This window comes from Streptosporangium sp. NPDC048886 (assembly GCF_055586905.1).
The window spans coordinates 213192-229599 of sequence record NZ_JBVJHH010000007.1; the positions used below are offsets into that span (position 1 = coordinate 213192).

16 protein-coding genes are annotated in these 16408 nt (G+C 73.0%); 2 read left to right on the forward strand and 14 right to left on the reverse strand.

Going from position 1 to position 16408, the window contains the following annotated elements; genetic code table 11:
- Nucleotides 1–82: 82 nt before the first annotated feature.
- Both ACZ6R6_RS11060 and ACZ6R6_RS11065 read left to right on the forward strand, forming a co-directional pair.
- Nucleotides 83–1579 carry a glycosyltransferase family 39 protein gene (locus ACZ6R6_RS11060; protein WP_470092219.1) on the forward strand — a complete coding sequence of 499 codons (1497 nt, stop codon included), beginning with the start codon at nt 83–85 and terminating at the stop codon, nt 1577–1579.
- A 40-nt stretch (nt 1580–1619) separates the two neighbouring features.
- Nucleotides 1620–2537 (forward strand): EamA family transporter, encoded by a 918-nt coding sequence (locus ACZ6R6_RS11065; RefSeq protein ID WP_306868877.1) that lies wholly within the window; start codon nt 1620–1622, stop codon nt 2535–2537.
- A gap of 165 nt (nt 2538–2702) precedes the next feature.
- Here the strand turns inward: ACZ6R6_RS11065 and ACZ6R6_RS11070 are convergent, their stop codons facing one another.
- The 14 genes from ACZ6R6_RS11070 to ACZ6R6_RS11135 form a co-directional block, all read right to left on the reverse strand.
- Complete coding sequence (locus ACZ6R6_RS11070) at nt 2703–3398, reverse strand: GntR family transcriptional regulator (RefSeq protein WP_470092220.1); 696 nt, start codon at nt 3396–3398, stop codon at nt 2703–2705.
- Complete coding sequence (locus ACZ6R6_RS11075) at nt 3395–4321, reverse strand: ornithine cyclodeaminase family protein (RefSeq protein WP_470092222.1); 927 nt, start codon at nt 4319–4321, stop codon at nt 3395–3397. Before ACZ6R6_RS11075 ends, ACZ6R6_RS11070 begins: the two co-directional genes overlap by 4 nt.
- The gene (locus ACZ6R6_RS11080) at nt 4318–5397 is read right to left on the reverse strand and encodes a proline racemase family protein (protein ID WP_470092223.1); all 1080 of its coding nucleotides are present in this window, start codon (nt 5395–5397) and stop codon (nt 4318–4320) included. Before ACZ6R6_RS11080 ends, ACZ6R6_RS11075 begins: the two co-directional genes overlap by 4 nt.
- A 13-nt stretch (nt 5398–5410) precedes the next feature.
- Nucleotides 5411–6118: an ABC transporter ATP-binding protein gene (locus tag ACZ6R6_RS11085; RefSeq protein ID WP_470092225.1), complete on the reverse strand. Its 708-nt coding sequence runs from the start codon at nt 6116–6118 to the stop codon at nt 5411–5413.
- Nucleotides 6111–6878, reverse strand: a complete 768-nt coding sequence (locus ACZ6R6_RS11090) for an ABC transporter ATP-binding protein (protein ID WP_306868872.1) — start codon at nt 6876–6878, stop codon at nt 6111–6113. Before ACZ6R6_RS11090 ends, ACZ6R6_RS11085 begins: the two co-directional genes overlap by 8 nt.
- The gene (locus ACZ6R6_RS11095) at nt 6875–7843 is read right to left on the reverse strand and encodes a branched-chain amino acid ABC transporter permease (RefSeq protein ID WP_470092228.1); all 969 of its coding nucleotides are present in this window, start codon (nt 7841–7843) and stop codon (nt 6875–6877) included. Before ACZ6R6_RS11095 ends, ACZ6R6_RS11090 begins: the two co-directional genes overlap by 4 nt.
- A complete protein-coding gene (locus ACZ6R6_RS11100; RefSeq protein ID WP_470092230.1) occupies nt 7840–8733 on the reverse strand; it encodes a branched-chain amino acid ABC transporter permease in 894 nt (297 codons plus the stop codon). Before ACZ6R6_RS11100 ends, ACZ6R6_RS11095 begins: the two co-directional genes overlap by 4 nt.
- On the reverse strand, nt 8730–9902 hold the full coding sequence (locus ACZ6R6_RS11105) for a branched-chain amino acid ABC transporter substrate-binding protein (RefSeq protein ID WP_470092231.1): 1173 nt from the start codon (nt 9900–9902) through the stop codon (nt 8730–8732). Before ACZ6R6_RS11105 ends, ACZ6R6_RS11100 begins: the two co-directional genes overlap by 4 nt.
- A gap of 168 nt (nt 9903–10070) precedes the next feature.
- Complete coding sequence (locus tag ACZ6R6_RS11110) at nt 10071–11462, reverse strand: aldehyde dehydrogenase family protein (protein ID WP_470092233.1); 1392 nt, start codon at nt 11460–11462, stop codon at nt 10071–10073.
- Nucleotides 11459–12460, reverse strand: a complete 1002-nt coding sequence (locus ACZ6R6_RS11115; protein WP_470092234.1) for a proline racemase family protein — start codon at nt 12458–12460, stop codon at nt 11459–11461. Before ACZ6R6_RS11115 ends, ACZ6R6_RS11110 begins: the two co-directional genes overlap by 4 nt.
- A 99-nt stretch (nt 12461–12559) precedes the next feature.
- A complete protein-coding gene (locus ACZ6R6_RS11120; protein WP_470092236.1) occupies nt 12560–13453 on the reverse strand; it encodes a dihydrodipicolinate synthase family protein in 894 nt (297 codons plus the stop codon).
- Nucleotides 13454–13459: 6 nt separating this feature from the next.
- Nucleotides 13460–14833, reverse strand: coding sequence for an FAD/NAD(P)-dependent oxidoreductase (locus ACZ6R6_RS11125; protein WP_470092237.1), 1374 nt, complete (start codon nt 14831–14833; stop codon nt 13460–13462).
- Entirely contained in the window at nt 14830–15168 is a 339-nt protein-coding gene (locus ACZ6R6_RS11130; protein WP_470092238.1) for a (2Fe-2S)-binding protein, read from the reverse strand. The genes ACZ6R6_RS11125 and ACZ6R6_RS11130 overlap by 4 nt, the downstream gene beginning before the upstream one ends.
- Entirely contained in the window at nt 15165–16307 is a 1143-nt protein-coding gene (locus ACZ6R6_RS11135) for an NAD(P)/FAD-dependent oxidoreductase (RefSeq protein ID WP_470092239.1), read from the reverse strand. Before ACZ6R6_RS11135 ends, ACZ6R6_RS11130 begins: the two co-directional genes overlap by 4 nt.
- Nucleotides 16308–16408 lie beyond the last annotated feature (101 nt).

Below are 16408 nucleotides of genomic sequence, written 5' to 3' on the forward strand. Positions count from 1 at the left end.
TCCGGGAACCTTTGGCATCTTCTGCGCAATCATTACCCGGACATCCCACCTGAAATGATCAATAGCCTCTAGCATCCTCCTAGTGATCATCACCGGAGTGCGGTCCTCGCGCGTGCCGGCGACACGACAGCGGGGGCGGATCTGGCCGGGCCTGGCCATGGGGCTCGCCGCGACGGTCGTCGCCGTCGCCGGCTCGTCGGCGGCCTCCCAGTCCTCCGACGAGCTGGCCACCCTCAGCGCGGCCCGGCGGAGCGCGGCGGGGCTGTGGGAGCTGGCCCAGCACATCGACGGGCACTTCCTGCCTTACTACGCCTTCATGCACCTGTGGCTGGAGTTCGGCCAGGCCGAGTGGTGGCTGCGGCTGCCCTCGGCGGCCGCGACGGGGGTGGCCGCGGCGCTCGTCACCGACCTGGGGCGGCGCCTGCACTCCCTGCCCGCCGGGGTGACGGCCGCCGCCGTCTACGGGTTGCTGCCGTCGGTCTCCTATCACGGGCAGAACATCCGCCCCTACGCCTTCGCGGCCGCCGCCGCGGTGCTGGCCGCCTGGGCGCTGCACCGCGCGGCCGGGGAGCCGGGGCGGCGCGGCGGCTGGCCGGGATACGCCGCGGCCGTCGCGCTGCTCGGCTGCACGCAGGTGCTCGCCCTCCTCGTGCTCGCCGCCCACCTGCTCGCCGTGGCGCTGTACGGCCGGGCCGTCCTGGCCAGGATGCTGGCCTGCACGGCCCTGGGATGCGTGCCGGGGGCCGTCTGGGTCGCGGTCGGCTTCGGTCAGCGGCACGCGATCAGCTGGATCGAACCACCCGGGCCGGCGGTCCTGCTGACCCTGCCCAGGGCGGCCGGGGGCACCGCGCTCGCGGGCCACGTCCTGCTGGCGCTGGCCTCGGCCGCGCTGCTCCTGCCACGCCGGCACCGCGTCCCCCGGCTCTGGGTCACGCTACTGGCCGGTTGGGCCCTGCTGCCGCCCGTCCTGCTGTTCGGCCTGTCCCACCTGCTCTCCCCCGTCTACGTCGAGCGCTACCTGTTCGCCACGGTGCCCGCCTACGCGCTGCTGGCCGGCCTCGCGCTCGCCTCGGCACCCCGCCCGCTCGCCGCGCTCGCCCTGGCGGGCGCCCTGGTCGCGGGGCTGCCGGGGCAGCTGAGGCTCCGCCAGGAGAACGGCCACCAGGAGAACTTCCCCCGGGCCGCGCGGATCGTCTCGGACAACGCCCGGCCCGGCGACGCGATCGTGTACGCGGGGTCATGGCTACGGGCGGGGATGCTCCGCTACGGTGGACGGGGCCTGCCCGACGACGTGCTGCTCGCGGGCGCCGCCCCCCTGCCGGAGTCCTTCAACTACCCCGAGCACGCCGACGTCACCGCCGCCCTCGGCGGGCGGGAGCGGGTCTGGGCGCTCTGGCGGGGCGCCGGCGCGGCGGTGGGCGCGGGCGGCGACAGGCTCGGCGCGCTGGCCCGGGAGGGGTTCACCCGGGGCCGGGCATGGCATGTGGGGCGGGTGCCCGGCATGACCGTGGCGCTCTACACCCGCCGGCCGATCTCGCATCGCGGACACCACTCGGAGAGACGACCTCCGACTAGGTAAGGTGTGAAAGACTATTTGGCACCTGTCGCGAGGGAGTCTCATGACCGCCGAAGCCCTGCACGGGCCGGCCGAGCCGTACAAGCCGGGCCTGCCCAGGCCGGGAGCGCTGCTGAGGGCCGCCTCCGACGCCATCCCGCCGTCCGGGCTGGTGCTGCTGGCCATCCTGTCAGTCCAGGTGGGTGCGGGATTCGCCAAGGACCTGTTCTCCCAGCTGCCGCCGAGCGCGGTGGTGTTCCTGCGGATCGCGATGGGCGCGCTCATCATGGGGGTGGTCGCCCGGCCCCGGCTGAAGGGGCTGACCCGCGTCGACATCGGGCTGGGAGTGGCGTTCGGCGTGACGCTGGGCGTGATGAACCTGTCGTTCTACGAGGCGCTGGCCCGGCTGCCCATGGGCATCGCGGTGGCGATCGAGTTCCTCGGCCCGCTCGGGGTGGCGGTGGCCGCCTCGCGCCGCCGGCTGGACCTGCTCTGGGTCGCGCTGGCCGGGTCGGGTGTGGTGCTGCTGGCCCCCTGGGGGACCGCGGCGTCGCGGATCAGCTGGGCCGGGATCGCCTTCGCACTGGTCGCGGCGGTCTGCTGGGCGGGCTACATCCTGCTGTCGGCCGCCGTCGGCCAGCGCTTCCCCGGCACGACCGGGCTCTCCTTCGCGATGATCGTGTCGTTCCTGCTGATCGCCCCCGTGGGGATCGGCACCGGCGGCGCCGACCTGCTCCGGCCCGAGCTGCTGCTGATCGGTCTGGGGGTGGGCCTGTTGTCCTCGGTCATCCCCTACTCGATCGAGCTGGAGGCCCTGCGCAGGATGCCCAAGCAGGTGTTCGGCATCCTGATGAGCCTGGAGCCGGCGGTGGCCGCGCTGGTCGGCCTGCTCGTCCTGGGCGAGGTGCTCCAGGTGCGCGAGTGGGCCGCCATCGGCTGCGTGGTCATCGCCAGCGTGGGCGCCACCCGCGGTTCCCGCTGAGGCGGCCCCGCTGAAGCAGGCCGGGCCCGCCGGAGCGCGGGCCGGCCGCCTGCGGGGACGGCGGGCGCCGGAGCGCGGGCGGACCTCCCGCGGAGACCGGCACGCGCCGAGACACGGGCGGCCCCGACGGGGACGGCGGGCACCGGAGCGGACGCCGGGAGCGGTCTACTCCGCCTTGCTGGCCCAGATCCCCCGCACGTGCTGGATGTGGCTGCGCATCAGCCGCTCGGAGCCGCCGGTGTCGCCCGCGGCGAGCAGGGCGAGCAGGTCGAGGTGCTCGCGGGCGGAGTCGACCAGGACGCCGCGCGCGTAGAGGGCCGACAGGCCGTACAGGCGGGCCCGGTTGCGCAGGTCGCGCACCACGTCCACCAGGTGGGCGTTGCCCGCCAGCGCCAGCAGCTCCACGTGGAAGCGGATGTCGGCGTCGACGTAGGCGAGCAGGTCGCCGCGCTCGGCCGCGTCGACGATCTGCTCGGCCAGCGGGCGGAGCGGCTCGAAGCTCTCGGCGCGGGCCCGGTCGGCCAGCCGCGCCACCGTGGGCACCTCGATGAGCTGGCGGATCTCGGTGAGCTCGTCCAGGTCGCGGTCGGACAGCTCGGTGACCCGGAAGCCCTTGTTGCGCACCGCCTCGACCAGGCCCTCCTTGGCCAGGTCGAGCATCGCCTCGCGCACCGGCGTCGCGGAGACCCCGAACTGGGCGGCCAGCACCGGCGCCGAGTAGACCACTCCCGGCCGCATCTCACCGGTGATCAGGGCGGCCCGCAGCGCGTGGGCCACCTGCTCCCGCAGGCTCTGCCGCTCGCCCACGACCGGCAGGTCGAGCCGGTCCTCCGCCGAAGGGACCATTCCCTCGCCTCTCATCTCACTCGCATCCACGCCTCGTAGGCGGCGGCCGCCACCACCAGGTCCTCCCACGCCATGCCGACGCTCTTGAACACCCGGGGCCCCGGGCCGCGGGGCACGTTGCCGGCGACGAGCTCCCCGAGGTTGCCGGCGAGGTGACCAATGGTGATCGTACCGTTCCGCAAGGGGATGATCAGGTCTCCCGCCTCGGCGAGGGCGGCGCTGCGGGCTTCGACGACCACTGTGGCACGCGCGACGAGATCATCGTCGATCTCCCGGGCGTCCGGCTCGTGGGAACCGACGGCGACCACGGTCGCGTCTTCCCGAATGAGCCTACCGTCGAAAAGGGGGGTCCTGGCGGTCGTACAGCAGGCGATCAGGTCGGCCTGGCCGGGATCGGCCACCGTGTCTGCCCGCAGGCCCTCGGCGGCGCACCGGGCGGCCAGGGCGCGCGCCTTCGCGGCGTCCCTGGCGATCACGCTCACCCGCCGCACCGGCCGGACCGCGCGGAAGGCCGCCACGTGCCCCCACGCCTGCGGCCCCGCGCCGAAGACCGTCATCTCCGAGGCGTCCGGCTCGGCCAGATGCCGTACGGCCAGCGCGGAGACCGCGGGGGTGCGCAGCGAGGTGAGCGCGACGCCGTCCAGCACGGCCAGCGGGGCCAGGCTCTCCCCGTCCATGAGCAGGTAGGTGCCCTGGATCCGCGGCAGCCCGCGCGAGGGGTTGTCGGGCACGACCCCGGCGATCTTGATCCCCGCGTAGCGGCCCCACGCCGCGGGCATCAGCAGCAACTGCCCGGCGGGGACCTCCACGACGGGCCGCCGCGGGGTCTCCTCGGGGTCGAGCCCGGCGCTCAGCGCGTCCTGGAGCACCTGCACGGCCCGCGCCATCGGCACCAGTCCGCGCAGGGTCTCCCCGTCCAGGTAGGGCGGCGCGCTCATCGGAGGGTGAACCCGGTGCCGACGGGGTCGCGCGGGTCCAGGCTGAAACTGTGCTCCCCGGTGCGGTAGGCCATGCCCTCCACCTCGGGGACGATCCCCTCCTCGGTCACCTCGGCCACCCAGGCTCGGAAGGAGGTCCCCACGATGCTGTCGTGGGTCAGGGTGCCGGTGAAGCCGTCGGCGTGCAGCAGGGCCAGCCGGGCGGCCGTGCCCGAGCCGCAGGGCGAGCGGTCCACCTCACCGTCGGCGAAGACCGTGACGTTGCGCTGGTGGCCGGGGCCCAGGTCGTCGTAGAAGATGACGCCGTAGATCCCGGAGAGCCGCTCGTCGGCGGGGTGCCGGGAGGAGGGGTGACCGGCCAGGGCGGCCTTCACCGCCCGGCCGAGCGCGATCAGCTCGGTGAGGTGCTCGGGCGCCACGCTCAGCCCGAACGCCGCGGCCGGGACCGAGGCGTAGATGGCTCCGCCGTAGGAGATGTCGGCCCTGACCCCGGCGAGCCGCTCCGGGCCGGTCCCGGCGTGCGGAGCGGGACCGGCGCCCTCGGAGGAGGGGCCGCTACGGCCCGGCGCGTCCGGGCCGGTGGCCGCCGGGGCCGGGCCGGTCCCGGACGGCGGGCCCAGCTCGACGTCCCGCGCGAGCACGTAGGACGGCACGTTCCGGAAGGTGACGGCCTCGATCCTGCCCGCCGCGCAGCGGACCCGGGCCGTCACCCGGCCGGAGGGGACGTCGACGACGACGTCGGTCTCCCCCTCCGGATCGGCCTTGACCAGGCCGCTGTCGACGGCGTAGACCCCGAGTGCGATGGTGCCGTGGCCGCAGGCGGTGGAGTAGCCGTCCTTGTGCCAGAACAGCACACCGAGGTCGGCCCCGGCGTCGTCCGGCGGGACGAGGAAGCAGCCGTACATGTCGGCGTGCCCGCGCGGCTCGTGGCAGAGCAGCCGCCGCACGCCGTCGATGTCCGGGGCGCCCGCCGCCTGGCGGCGCTCCAGTACCGTGCCTCCGGGGATGTCGGGCACCCCGGCGGTGACGATCCGGAACGGCTCGCCGCCGGTGTGGTAGTCGATCGTGTGAATCATCTCATCCGTCCTGTCAGACCCCGCCGAGATAGGCCTCGACCACCCGGGCGTCCTCGCGCAGTTCGGCCGCGGGGCCGTCCAGCACGCACTCGCCGTTCTCGATCACGTAGCCCCGGTGGGCGATCTTGAGCGCGGCGGTGGCGTTCTGCTCGACCAGCAGCACCGAGGTGCCCTCGGCGTTGATGTCGGCGATCAGCTCCATCACCGAGGCGACCACCAGCGGGGCCAGGCCCATGGAGGGCTCGTCCAGCAGCAGCAGCCTGGGCCCGGTGACCAGCGCCCGGCCGATGGCGAGCATCTGCTGCTCGCCGCCGGACAGCGTGCCGCCCTGCTGGGCGCGCCGCTCGGCCAGCCGGGGCAGCAGCCCGTAGACGCGCTCGATCCGCTTGCGGATCTCCGCCTGGTCGCGGACCAGGTAGCCGCCGAGCTGCAGGTTCTCGTGCACGGTGAGGGTGCTGAAGACCCTGCGGCCCTCGGGGACGTGCACCAGACCACTCGCGGCGATCTTGTGGGGCTTCTCCCGGGTGACGTCACGCCCGTCGAAGACGACCTTTCCGGCGGTGGGACGCACCAGGCCGGAGACCGCCGACAGCGTGGTGGTCTTGCCCGCGCCGTTGTTGCCCAGCAGGGCGACGATCTCTCCCGGCGAGATGGTCAGGGACAGGCCGCGCAGGGCGTGCACCCCGCCGTAGTGGACGTCCAGTCCGTTGATCTCAAGCATGGGCGTCACTCCCGAGATAGGCCTCGATGACGGCCGGGTCCCGGCGGACGTCCTCGGGGCGGCCGTCGGCGATCTCCTTGCCGAAGTTGAGCACGACCACGCGTTCGGAGACCTCCATGACCAGGCCCATGTCGTGTTCGATGAGCACGATGGCCACGCCCAGCGCCTGGATCCGGCGGATCAGGTCGAGCATCTCGGCCTTCTCGCCGTGGTTGAGCCCGGCGGCGGGCTCGTCCAGCAGGAGCAGGTCGGGGCGGCGGGCCAGGGCCCTGGCGATCTCCGCCAGCCGCTGCTCGCCGTAGGGCAGGTTGCGGGCCTCGCTGTAGCGGTCGCCGCGCAGGCCGACGAAGTCCAGCCAGTGGTGGGCCTGCTCGGTGCACTCGCGTTCGGAGCGACGGTAGCGGGGGGTGTGCAGCAGGGCGTCGAAGACGCTCTGCTTGAGCCACAGGTGGGATCCGGCGCGCACGTTGTCCAGGACCGACAGCTCGCCGAACAGTCGCAGGTTCTGGAACGTCCGCGCGATGCCGAGCCCCGCGATCGCCGACGGCTTCAGCCCTCGCAGGCTCTTGTCCCGCAGGGTGATCCGGCCCGAGGTGGGACGGTAGAAGCCGGTGACGCAGTTGAAGGCCGATGTCTTGCCCGCGCCGTTGGGCCCGATGACGGAGACGATCTCCGCCTCGCCCACCGAGAACGTGAGCCCGTCGATGGCCACCAGCCCGCCGAAGGACAGGCGCAGATCCTCCACGGTCAGCAGGCTCACGAGACCTCCTTGGAACGGGCGGGCCACAACCCCTGCGGGCGCAGGAGCATGACGATGATGAGGAGGACGCCGAACAGGAAGAACCGGTAGTCGGCGAGGTCGCGGAGGACTTCCGGCAGCAGGCTGATCACGATGGCGCCGATGACGACGCCGGGGATCGAGCCCATGCCGCCGAGGACGACGGCCATCAGGACCAGCGCGGAGGAAAGGAAGGTGAAGCTGTTGGGAGAGATCGCTGACAGCTGGGCGGCGGACAGGACCCCCGCCAGACCGCCCCAGACGGCTCCCGCGATGTAGGCGGCGAGCTTGACGCGGTAGGTGTTGACGCCCATGGCCTCGGCGGCGTCCTCGTCCTCGCGGACGAAGCGCCAGGCCCTGCCGATGCGGGAGCGGCCCAGCCGGGCCGCGCCGAGGACGGCCAGGGAGACGATCACCACGGTCACGTAGTAGAACGCCACCGGGCTGTCGGTCAGGGACGGGATGCCGTAGATGCCCGAGGGGCCGCCGGTGACGTCCAGGTTGTTGGCGGTGATCCGGATGATCTCACCGAAGCCGAGGGTCACGATGGCGAGGTAGTCACTGCGCAGCCGCAGGGTCGGCGCGCCGATGATGATCCCGGCGATGACCGTGACCACGATGACGGCGGGCACGGTGACCAGCAGCGGCAGGTCCAGGCGGGTGGACAGCACCCCGCTGGTGTAGGCGCCGACCGCGAAGAAGGCCACGTAGCCGAGGTCGAGCAGGCCGCAGTAGCCCACCACGATGTTGAGCCCGGAGGCGAGCATCACGAAGATGGCCGCGGTGGTCATGACCGACAGCGCGTACGGCGTGGCGTCGACGAACGGCGCGAGCAGCGCGATCAGCAGCCCGCCGAGCCCGGCCCACCGGTTCTGCAGCAGCTTCGACGCCCGGGTCGGGGGCTTGTCGGTGCCCAGCCGGCGGGTCTTCGTCGTCGTGCCGGTCATACGCGCTCCGTCACACGTTCGCCGAGCAGGCCGGTGGGCCGCACGGTCAGGAACAGGATCAGCACGCCGAAGGTGAACACGTCGCGCCACTCGCCGCCCAGCCAGAACGTGCCGAACGACTCCAGCAGCCCGAGCAGCAGGCCGCCGAGCATGGTGCCGGGGATGTTGCCGATCCCGCCGATGACCGCGGCGGTGAACGCCTTGAGCCCGATCAGGAAGCCCATCAGGAAGTCGATCTTCCCGTAGTAGGCGCCCGCCATCACCCCGGCGGCCCCGGCCAGGGCCGAGCCGAGGAAGAAGGTCCGGGAGATCACCGCGTTGACGTCGATGCCCATCAGCGAGCTGGTGCGCGGGTCGAGCGCGATGGCCCGCATGGCCCGGCCCTCGCGGGTCCGGGTGATCAGCAGGTTGAGCCCGATCATGAGGATCACGGCCACGCCGATCAGCACGAGCTGCTGGAGGGTCAGCCGGGCGCCCAGCACCTCGATCGAGGTGCCGCCCAGGCGGACCGGGTAGACCCGCGGGTCGGCTCCGGCTGCGGCACGCATGCCGTACTCCAGGGCGAAGGACGCGCCGACCGCGGTGATGAGCAGCGACAGCCGGGGCGCGCGGCGCAGCGGCCGGTAGGCGATCCGCTCGAGCGCCACCCCGGCCAGGCCGGTGAAGACCATGGTGGCCAGGAGCACCGCCAGCAGCAGGGGCAGCGCCATCGAGGAGGACACGCCACCGACCGCGCCGAGGACGGCGAAGCCGATGAACGCGCCGAGCATGTACAGGTCGCCGTGGGCGAAGTTGAGCAGTTTGATGATCCCGTAGACCATGCTGTAGCCCAGCGCGACCAGAGCGTAGAACGACCCGACGAACAGGCCGTTCCAGACGAGCTGTGTCATTTGAGGGAGTCCTGCAAGGCGAACTTGTCACCCTTGACGACGAGGACCTGGAAGCCGCCGCTGGACAGGGTGTGCTCGGGGGTGAACTTCAGCGGCCCGGAGAACATCGAGAACCCGTCCATCCCCTCCAGGGCGGCGATGACCTTGGCGCCGTCGGTGCCGCCCGCCTTGGTGACCGCCTCGGCGGCCAGCCGCACCGCGTCGTAGGCCTGGTTGGAGTAGGGGCCCGGGTCGGCGTTGTACTTCTTCTTGTAGGCCGAGATCCAGCCCTCGGCGCCTTCCAGCGTGTCGGGGGTCTGGGTCATCGTGGCGTAGACGCCCTCGGCGGCCTCGGCGCCGGCGATCTCGATCAGCTTGGGCGAGACCGAGCCGTCGCCGACCATGATGGAGCCCTTGTAGCCGGCCTGGCGGAGCTGGCGGGCGATCAGGCCGCCCTCCTGGAAGTAGCCGGTCCAGTAGACGAAGTCGGGCTTCTTGGCCAGCACGTTGGTGACGTTGGCGCTGTAGTCGCTCTCCTTGGGCGTCACCGTCTCCACGAGCACGGACTCGGCGCCGCCGGGGGCGTCGAGCAGCGACTTGGTGCGCAGCGCGATGTCCTTGGAGTAGCTGGTGTTGTCGTGCATCAGCACGACGCTCTTGGCGCCCTGCTTGGCGATCCACTTGTCGGCCGCACCGGCCTGCTGGGAACCGGTGCCGTTGATCAGGAAGACGTGCTTGAGCTTCTGGTCGACCAGTTCCTGGGAGTTGGCCGCCGGAATGATCATCGGGATGTTAGCCTTGCCGAAGATGGGCAGGGTAGGCAGGGTCGCGCCGGAGCAGTATCCTCCGACCGAGATGTCCACGCCCTCGGTGACCAGCTTGTTGGCTCCGGCCGCTGCGGACTGGGCGTCGCAGGCGTCGTCGGCGGTCTTCAGCTCCAGCTTGCGCCCGAGGACCCCGCCCTTGGCGTTGATCTCGTCGAGTGCGAGCTGGGCGGCGTTGCTCATATAGGGACCGATCGCGGCCTCGCTGCCCGACTGGGGGATCAGCATGCCGAGGACGATCGGGTCGTCTGCCTTGGCGGCCGTGTCGCCACCGTCACCGCCGCCGAGCAGTCCCTGGCCACATCCGGTGACCAGGAGGCCGACAACGGCCAGCGAAGTGAAGGACTTCAGGGGGATGGCACGCATCTGCGGCTCCTCACAGCTAATGATATGTGACATTGCATTAGGTGGTTAATGTCCACGTCAAGGGCCGAAATAAGACCGTTAACCTTCACACACCTTTTCTTTGCCTAAGGTGCGGATACGTCAAGGGGCACCCCCGGGCCGGGGGTGCCCCTTGACGTACGGCGGGCCTCAGCCCGCCGGGCTGATGGTGATCGTATGGGTCGAGGTGTAGAACTCCTGAGCCGCCTTGCCCTGCTCACGGCCGCCGTAGCTGGAGTCCTTCTCCCCGCCGAACGGCAGGTAGAAGTCCACGCCGCTGGTCGGGGCGTTCACCTTGACCAGGCCGGTGTCCAGCCGGGCGCTGAGGTCCAGGGCCCGGTCCAGGTCGCTGGTGTAGACGGCCGAGGCCAGGCCGTAGCGGACGCCGTTGGCCAGCGCCACCGCCTCGTCCACCGAGGCCGCGTCCTGGACCACGCAGATCGGCCCGAAGACCTCCTCGCAGGCGAGCCGGTGGTCGGCGGGCAGGCCGTCCACGACCGTCGGCTCCACGTACCAGCCGCCGAGCCCGCCCTCCTGGAGGCTGTGCACGGCCCGGCCACCGGTGAGGACACGGCCGCCGGCGGCGACCGCGTCCGCCGCCGCGTCCACGACCCGGTCGCGGGCCGCCTCGTCGATCAGCGGGCCGACGGCGGTGCCGGGGTCGGACGGGTCGCCGAACCCGAGCTTGGCCACGGCCGCGAGCACGGCCTCGCGGACCTCCTCGCCGTTGCCGACCGTGATGATCCGCTTGGTGGCCGTGCACTTCTGCCCGGCGAAGCCCATCGCCGCCGCCGCGATCTGGGCGGCCGCGGCCTCCAGGTTGGCGTCCGGCAGCACGATGCTGGCGTTCTGCCCGCCCATCTCGGCCTGGACCGGCACGCCGCGCCGTACGGCCGCCTGGCGGACCAGGGCGCCCACGGAGGCCGATCCGGTGAAGGAGACCACGTCGGCGGTCTCCACCAGCGCGGCGCCCTCCGCCGCGTCGCCGGGCACGACCTGGAACTCGTTGAGGTCCAGCAGCTCGGCCAGGCGCAGCGCGCACGCCAGCGCCTGCGGGGCGGGCTTGAGCACGACCGTGTTTCCGAACGCCAGCGCGGGCGCGGCCTTCCACAGCGGGATGGCCAGCGGGAAGTTCCACGGCGTGATCAGCCCGGCGACGCCGAGCGGTCGCCGCCGGGTGAACAGCAGCCCGGCGCCCGACGGCTCGTGGAGCGCGCCGACGGGGTCGAACACCTGCTGGGAGTAGTAGCGCAGGATCGACACCGAGCGGGCGACCTCGCCGCGCGCCTCGGTGATCGGCTTGCCGACCTCGCGGACCACCAGGGCGGCCAGCTCGTCGGCCGCCCCCTCCACCGCGTCGGCGGCCCTGGCCAGCGCCGCGGCCCGCGCGGCGGCGTTCCGGGAGGCCCAGTCGTGCTGTACGGCCTGCGCCAGCCGCACGGCGGCCTGGACGCCCGCCTCCCCCGCCGCGGGGAAGGACGCGACGATGTCGGCCGGGGTGTGCGGGGAACGGCTCTCGATCAGACTGATCACGTTTGTCACAGCAGGAAACCTTCGGGGAACGGGTCACGGGGGTCGAGGAAGTACTGAGCGGTGCCGGTGACCCATGCCCGCCCGGTGATGGTCGGAACCACCGCGGGCAGATCGGCGACCTCCGTCTCCTGGACGAGCCGCCCGACGAACCGGGTGCCGATGAACGACTCGTTCACGAAGTCGGCGCCGAGGGGCAGCTCGCCCCGGGCGTGGAGCTGGGCCATCCGGGCACTGGTGCCGGTGCCGCAGGGCGAGCGGTCGAACCAGCCGGGGTGGATGGCCATCGCGTGCCGCGAGTGCCGGGCGTCGGACCCGGGGGCGGTGAACTGCACGTGGTGGCAGCCCCGGATGCCCGCGTTCAGCGGGTGGACGGGCTCGTCCTGCTCGTTGATCGCGTCCATGACGGCCAGGCCCGCGTCGAGGATCTCCTGCTTGCGCGAGCGCTCGAAGGGCAGGCCGACCGCCTCGATCGGCAGGATCGCGTAGTAGTTGCCGCCGTAGGCAAGATCGTAGGTGACCTGGCCGATGCCGGGCACCTTGACCGTGCGGTCCAGGCCGACGCTGAAGGAGGGGACGTTGGTGATGGTCACCGCGGTGGCGGCGCCGTCCTCGACCCGCACCTCGGCGACGACCAGCCCGGCCGGGGTGTCCAGCCGGATGGTGGTGACCGGCTCGACGACCTCGACCATCCCGGTCTCCACCAGGACGGTGGCCACGCCGATGGTGCCGTGACCGCACATCGGCAGGCAGCCGGAGACCTCGATGTAGAGCACGCCGTAGTCGGCGTCGGGCCGGGTGGGCGGCTGCAGGATGGCCCCGCTCATCGCCGAGTGGCCGCGCGGCTCGTACATGAGCAGGGTCCGGATGTGGTCCATCTCGGCCAGGAAGTGTTCGCGGCGCTCGGCCATGGTCGAGCCGGGGATGACCCCGACCCCTCCGGTGATCACCCGGGTGGGCATGCCCTCGGTGTGGGAGTCCACCGCATGGAAGACCCGTTTAGTCCTCATTGATACTCCTTACGGGGAGTGCACTACCTTTCGAACCCGTGGCGGGGCGCACCCGATGGTGCGCCCCCTGCGGGATGAAGACGGCCGGCCGCCGGGCGCCTACCGCAGGCCCTCGGCCAGGACCTTCTCGGTGGCGGCGCGGACCGCGGCCTCCTCCTCCGGCACCAGCGGCAGCCGCGGCGGGCGGCACGGGCCGCCCCGGCGCCCGGCCAGGTCCATGGAGAGCTTGATGGCCTGCACGAACACGGTCTTGGAGTCCCAGCGCAGCAGCGGGTGCAGCGCGCGGTAGAGCGGGAGCGCGGTGGTCAGGTCCCCGGCCAGGGCCGCCCGGTACAGGGCCACGCACGACTCGGGCAGCGCGTTGGGGTAGCCGGCCACCCAGCCGACCGCGCCGGCCAGGGCCAGCTCCAGCAGCACGTCGTCGGAGCCGATCAGCAGGTCCAGGCCCGGGGCCAGCTCGGCGATCTCGTAGGCCCGGCGGACGTCGCCGGTGAACTCCTTGACCGCCACGATGAGGCCCTCGGCGTGCAGCCGGGCCAGCAGCTCGGGGGTGAGGTCGACCTTGGTGTCATAGGGGTTGTTGTAGGCCACCACCGGCACGCCCGCCTTGGCCACCTCGCGGTAGTGCTCCACCACGGTCCGTTCGTCGGCCCGGTAGGCATTCGGCGGGAGCAGCATCACCGCCTGGCATCCGGCGTCGCGGGCCTGCTCGGCCCAGCGGCGGGCCTCGGCCGCCCCGTAGGCGGCGATCCCCGGCATGACCCGGTCGCCGCCGACCGCGGCGACCGCGGTCTCCACGACCTTGGCCCGCTCCTCGGCCGTCAGCGTCTGGTACTCGCCCAGCGAGCCGTTGGGCACCACGCCGTCGCAGCCACTGGCGACCAGCCACCGGCAGTGCTCGGCGTAGCCGTCGAAGTCGGCCGAGAGGTCCTCGCCGAGGGGCAGCGCGGTGGCCACCATCACGCCGTGCCAGGGTTTCACGCGGGTCGTCATCACAGATCATCCTTCCAAGGGGGTTCGGGTCGGCGCGGCGAGGTCGCCGAGCCGGACGGGCTGGGCGATCGGGCGCCGGGGGGCCGTGGGCGCCTCGCCGGTGAGGCATGCCACGGCATAGCCGCACATGCGGCCCTGGCACCAGCCCATACCGGGGCGGGCCAGCAGTTTGACGGAGCGCGCGTCGGTGGCGCCCAGGTCCTGGGCCTGGCGCACGGCCGACAGGGGCACCTCCTCGCAGCGGCAGACCAGCGTGTCGTCGCGTAGCCACCCCTGCCAGCCGGGCCGTACCGGATACGCCTCCAGCAGTGCCCGCGCGAAGGCGGCCAGGCGGTCCCTGCGCCGGGACAGGCGAGGCTGGGGCGGGAGGCGGCGGCCCAGGTCCGCGGCGGCGCTGCGGCCCGCGATGCGCCCCTCGACCTCGGCCAGCACGGCGCCGCCGACACCGGTGGACTCCCCCGCCGCGTAGACGCCGGGCACGCTGGTGCGCAGGCCCCCGTCCACGGTCACGACGGGGCTGCCGTCCACGTCGGCGCGGGTCGCGCAGCCGAGCTGGACCGCCAGTTCGAGCTGGGGGACGAAGCCGTAGCCGTAGGCGAGGGTGTCGCACTCGACGGTCCTCGTCGAGACCGGCCGCCAGCCGGAGTCCAGTTTCGCCACGGTGACGTGGGTCAGCGCGTCCTCGCCGTGCGCCGCGATCACCGCCTGGCGGCCGTGGTAGGGCACCAGGTGGCGGGCCAGGCTGACGCCGTACCCGAGGGCCTCGCCGACCTTGCCCGCGGCCAGCAGCGGGTGCCGGGCCGGCCCGAGCCGGCCGTTGGCCTCGTAGACGCCGCGCACGTCCGCGCCGGCCTCGGCCAGACCGGCCGCGACCGGGAGCAGGAAGGGGCCGGTCCCGGCGACGACGACCTTCCGGCCCGCGACGACGAGGTTGCCCTTGAGCAGGGCCTGCGCCCCGCCCGCGGTCAGCACGCCGGGCAGGTCCCAGCCGGGGAAGGGCAGGGGCCGGTCGTGGGCGCCGGTGGCGATCAGCAGCCTGCGCGCGGTGACCGTGCGGGGCCGCTCCTCGCGGTCGCCCTCCAGGCACCGTACGGTGACCGTCGCGTCGGCGCGCTCCAGCGCCCAGACCCGGTGGCCGAGCAGCGTCTCGGCGCGTCCGCGGAGCGTCTCCCACTGCCGGGTGAACCTGTCCAGGCCGTGGTGGAGGGCCCCGGGCGCCCCGGCGTTGAAACCCTCCGGCAGGTGCCGGAAGTACTGGCCGCCCGGCCTGGGCGCCGCGTCGATCAGCACGACGTCCAGCCCGGCGAGGGAGGCGGTGAGCGCGCCGGCCACCCCGGCCGGGCCCGCGCCGATGACGGCGAGGTCGTGGACGTGGCTCACCGCTCCTCCACCGTCCCCGCGCCGTCGCCGGGACGCTCGCCCGGACCGGCGTCCGGACGGGTGCTCACCAGGTCTCCGGGCCGGGCCTCGGTCAGGCAGGCCCGCAGGGACGGGACGCCGTTGACCGTGACCAGGCAGTCGAAGCAGACGCCGATGCCGCAGAACAGCCCGCGGGGGCGGCCGCCGATCCTGGTGGTGCGCCAGGCCCGGATGCCGGCGCCGTGCAGGGCGGCGCCGATGGTCTGGCCGGGGACCACCGGGACGGGGGCGCCGTCCACGCTGATCTCGAACTCCGGCTCGGGCCGCGCCCGCACGAGACCGTACGGCTGCTTCATGCGCGTTCCTCCTTGAAGCGGTCCGGGCGGAAGGGGGTGAGGTCCAGGTCGGGGCGGAGGCCGGTCAGCGTCTGGGCGATCAGGTGGCCGGTGGCGGGGGCCAGGCCGATGCCCGCGCCCTCGTGGCCGCAGGCGTGGTGGAGCCCCGGGGCCCGGGGGTCCTCGCCGATCACCGGCAGGTGGTCGGGGCAGTAGGGCCGGAAGCCGCAGTAGGCCCGTATCGCCCTGCGCTCGGCCAGCGCCGGGAACAGCTCGACGGCCTGGCGGGCCAGGCGCTCCAGGACGGGCACGGAGACCGTGCGGTCGAAGCCGACCCGCTCGCGGCTGGCGCCGATGAGCACCGGCCCCGACGGAGTCCCCTCCACGACGGCGGAGGTCTCCAGGCCCTCGGAGTCGCTGGCCACGTTGGTGACGTAGGCGGCGGTGTAGACCTTGTGCCTGACCAGCGGCTTCTCGAGCGGCTCGGTGACCAGGATGAAGCCGCGCCGGGGCAGGACCGGGACGTGCACCCCGGCCAGCGCGGCCACCTCGCCGCCCCAGGTCCCGGCGGCGTTGACGACGGCCCCGGCGAGGATGTCGCCGTGGTCGGTCGTGACGCCGGTGATCCGGTCGCCCGCGCGCAGGAAGCCGGTGACCGTGACACCGGTGCGCAGCATCAGGGTGCCGCCGCCGAACAGCTCGGCACCCCGCCGGATCAGCCTGGCCGCCGCCAGCATGGGCTGGACCTGGGCGTCCTGCGGGTAGAAGACCCCTCCGGCGAAGCCCTCCGCCAGATGGGGCTCGTAGTCGTTGAGCGCCTCGGGGGCGACCACCGCGTGCTCGACCGCCTGCTTGGCCGCCAGGCCGGTCAGCGCCTCCAGCACCGCATCGGTCTCGGCGACCACCAGCCCGCCCTTGGGCTCGAACTCGAACCCGCCGGGCTCGGCCAGCTCGCGCCAGAGGCCGTTGGAGAGCAGGGCGAGGTCCAGCTCGGGGCCCGGCTCCTTGTCGGAGACCAGGACGTTGCCCTCCCCCGCGCCGGTCGTGCCGCCCGCCACCGGCCCGCGGTCGACGACGACCACGTCCAGCCCGGCCCGGGCCGCGTAGTACGCGCACGCGGCTCCGACGACTCCGGCGCCGATCACCACCACATCCGGCATGACTCACCTCGCTCCCCGCGACTTGATCCAGCAGTACTATGTCACATACTGTTAATCAGATCAATCGGACACCGCCCTCGTCCTTCCAGTTCAGCCCTCCC

Bases quoted from the DNA above. Each gene is read 5' to 3' on its own strand.
- ACZ6R6_RS11065 (WP_306868877.1), top strand. From the start codon at position 1,620: ATGACCGCCGAAGCCCTGCACGGGCCGGCCGAGCCGTACAAGCCGGGC.
- ACZ6R6_RS11070 (WP_470092220.1), bottom strand. From the start codon at position 3,398: ATGAGAGGCGAGGGAATGGTCCCTTCGGCGGAGGACCGGCTCGACCTG.
- ACZ6R6_RS11075 (WP_470092222.1), bottom strand. From the start codon at position 4,321: ATGAGCGCGCCGCCCTACCTGGACGGGGAGACCCTGCGCGGACTGGTG.
- ACZ6R6_RS11080 (WP_470092223.1), bottom strand. From the start codon at position 5,397: ATGATTCACACGATCGACTACCACACCGGCGGCGAGCCGTTCCGGATC.
- ACZ6R6_RS11085 (WP_470092225.1), bottom strand. From the start codon at position 6,118: ATGCTTGAGATCAACGGACTGGACGTCCACTACGGCGGGGTGCACGCC.
- ACZ6R6_RS11095 (WP_470092228.1), bottom strand. From the start codon at position 7,843: ATGACCGGCACGACGACGAAGACCCGCCGGCTGGGCACCGACAAGCCC.
- ACZ6R6_RS11100 (WP_470092230.1), bottom strand. From the start codon at position 8,733: ATGACACAGCTCGTCTGGAACGGCCTGTTCGTCGGGTCGTTCTACGCT.
- ACZ6R6_RS11105 (WP_470092231.1), bottom strand. From the start codon at position 9,902: ATGCGTGCCATCCCCCTGAAGTCCTTCACTTCGCTGGCCGTTGTCGGC.
- ACZ6R6_RS11115 (WP_470092234.1), bottom strand. From the start codon at position 12,460: ATGAGGACTAAACGGGTCTTCCATGCGGTGGACTCCCACACCGAGGGC.
- ACZ6R6_RS11120 (WP_470092236.1), bottom strand. From the start codon at position 13,453: ATGACGACCCGCGTGAAACCCTGGCACGGCGTGATGGTGGCCACCGCG.
- ACZ6R6_RS11130 (WP_470092238.1), bottom strand. From the start codon at position 15,168: ATGAAGCAGCCGTACGGTCTCGTGCGGGCGCGGCCCGAGCCGGAGTTC.
- ACZ6R6_RS11135 (WP_470092239.1), bottom strand. From the start codon at position 16,307: ATGCCGGATGTGGTGGTGATCGGCGCCGGAGTCGTCGGAGCCGCGTGC.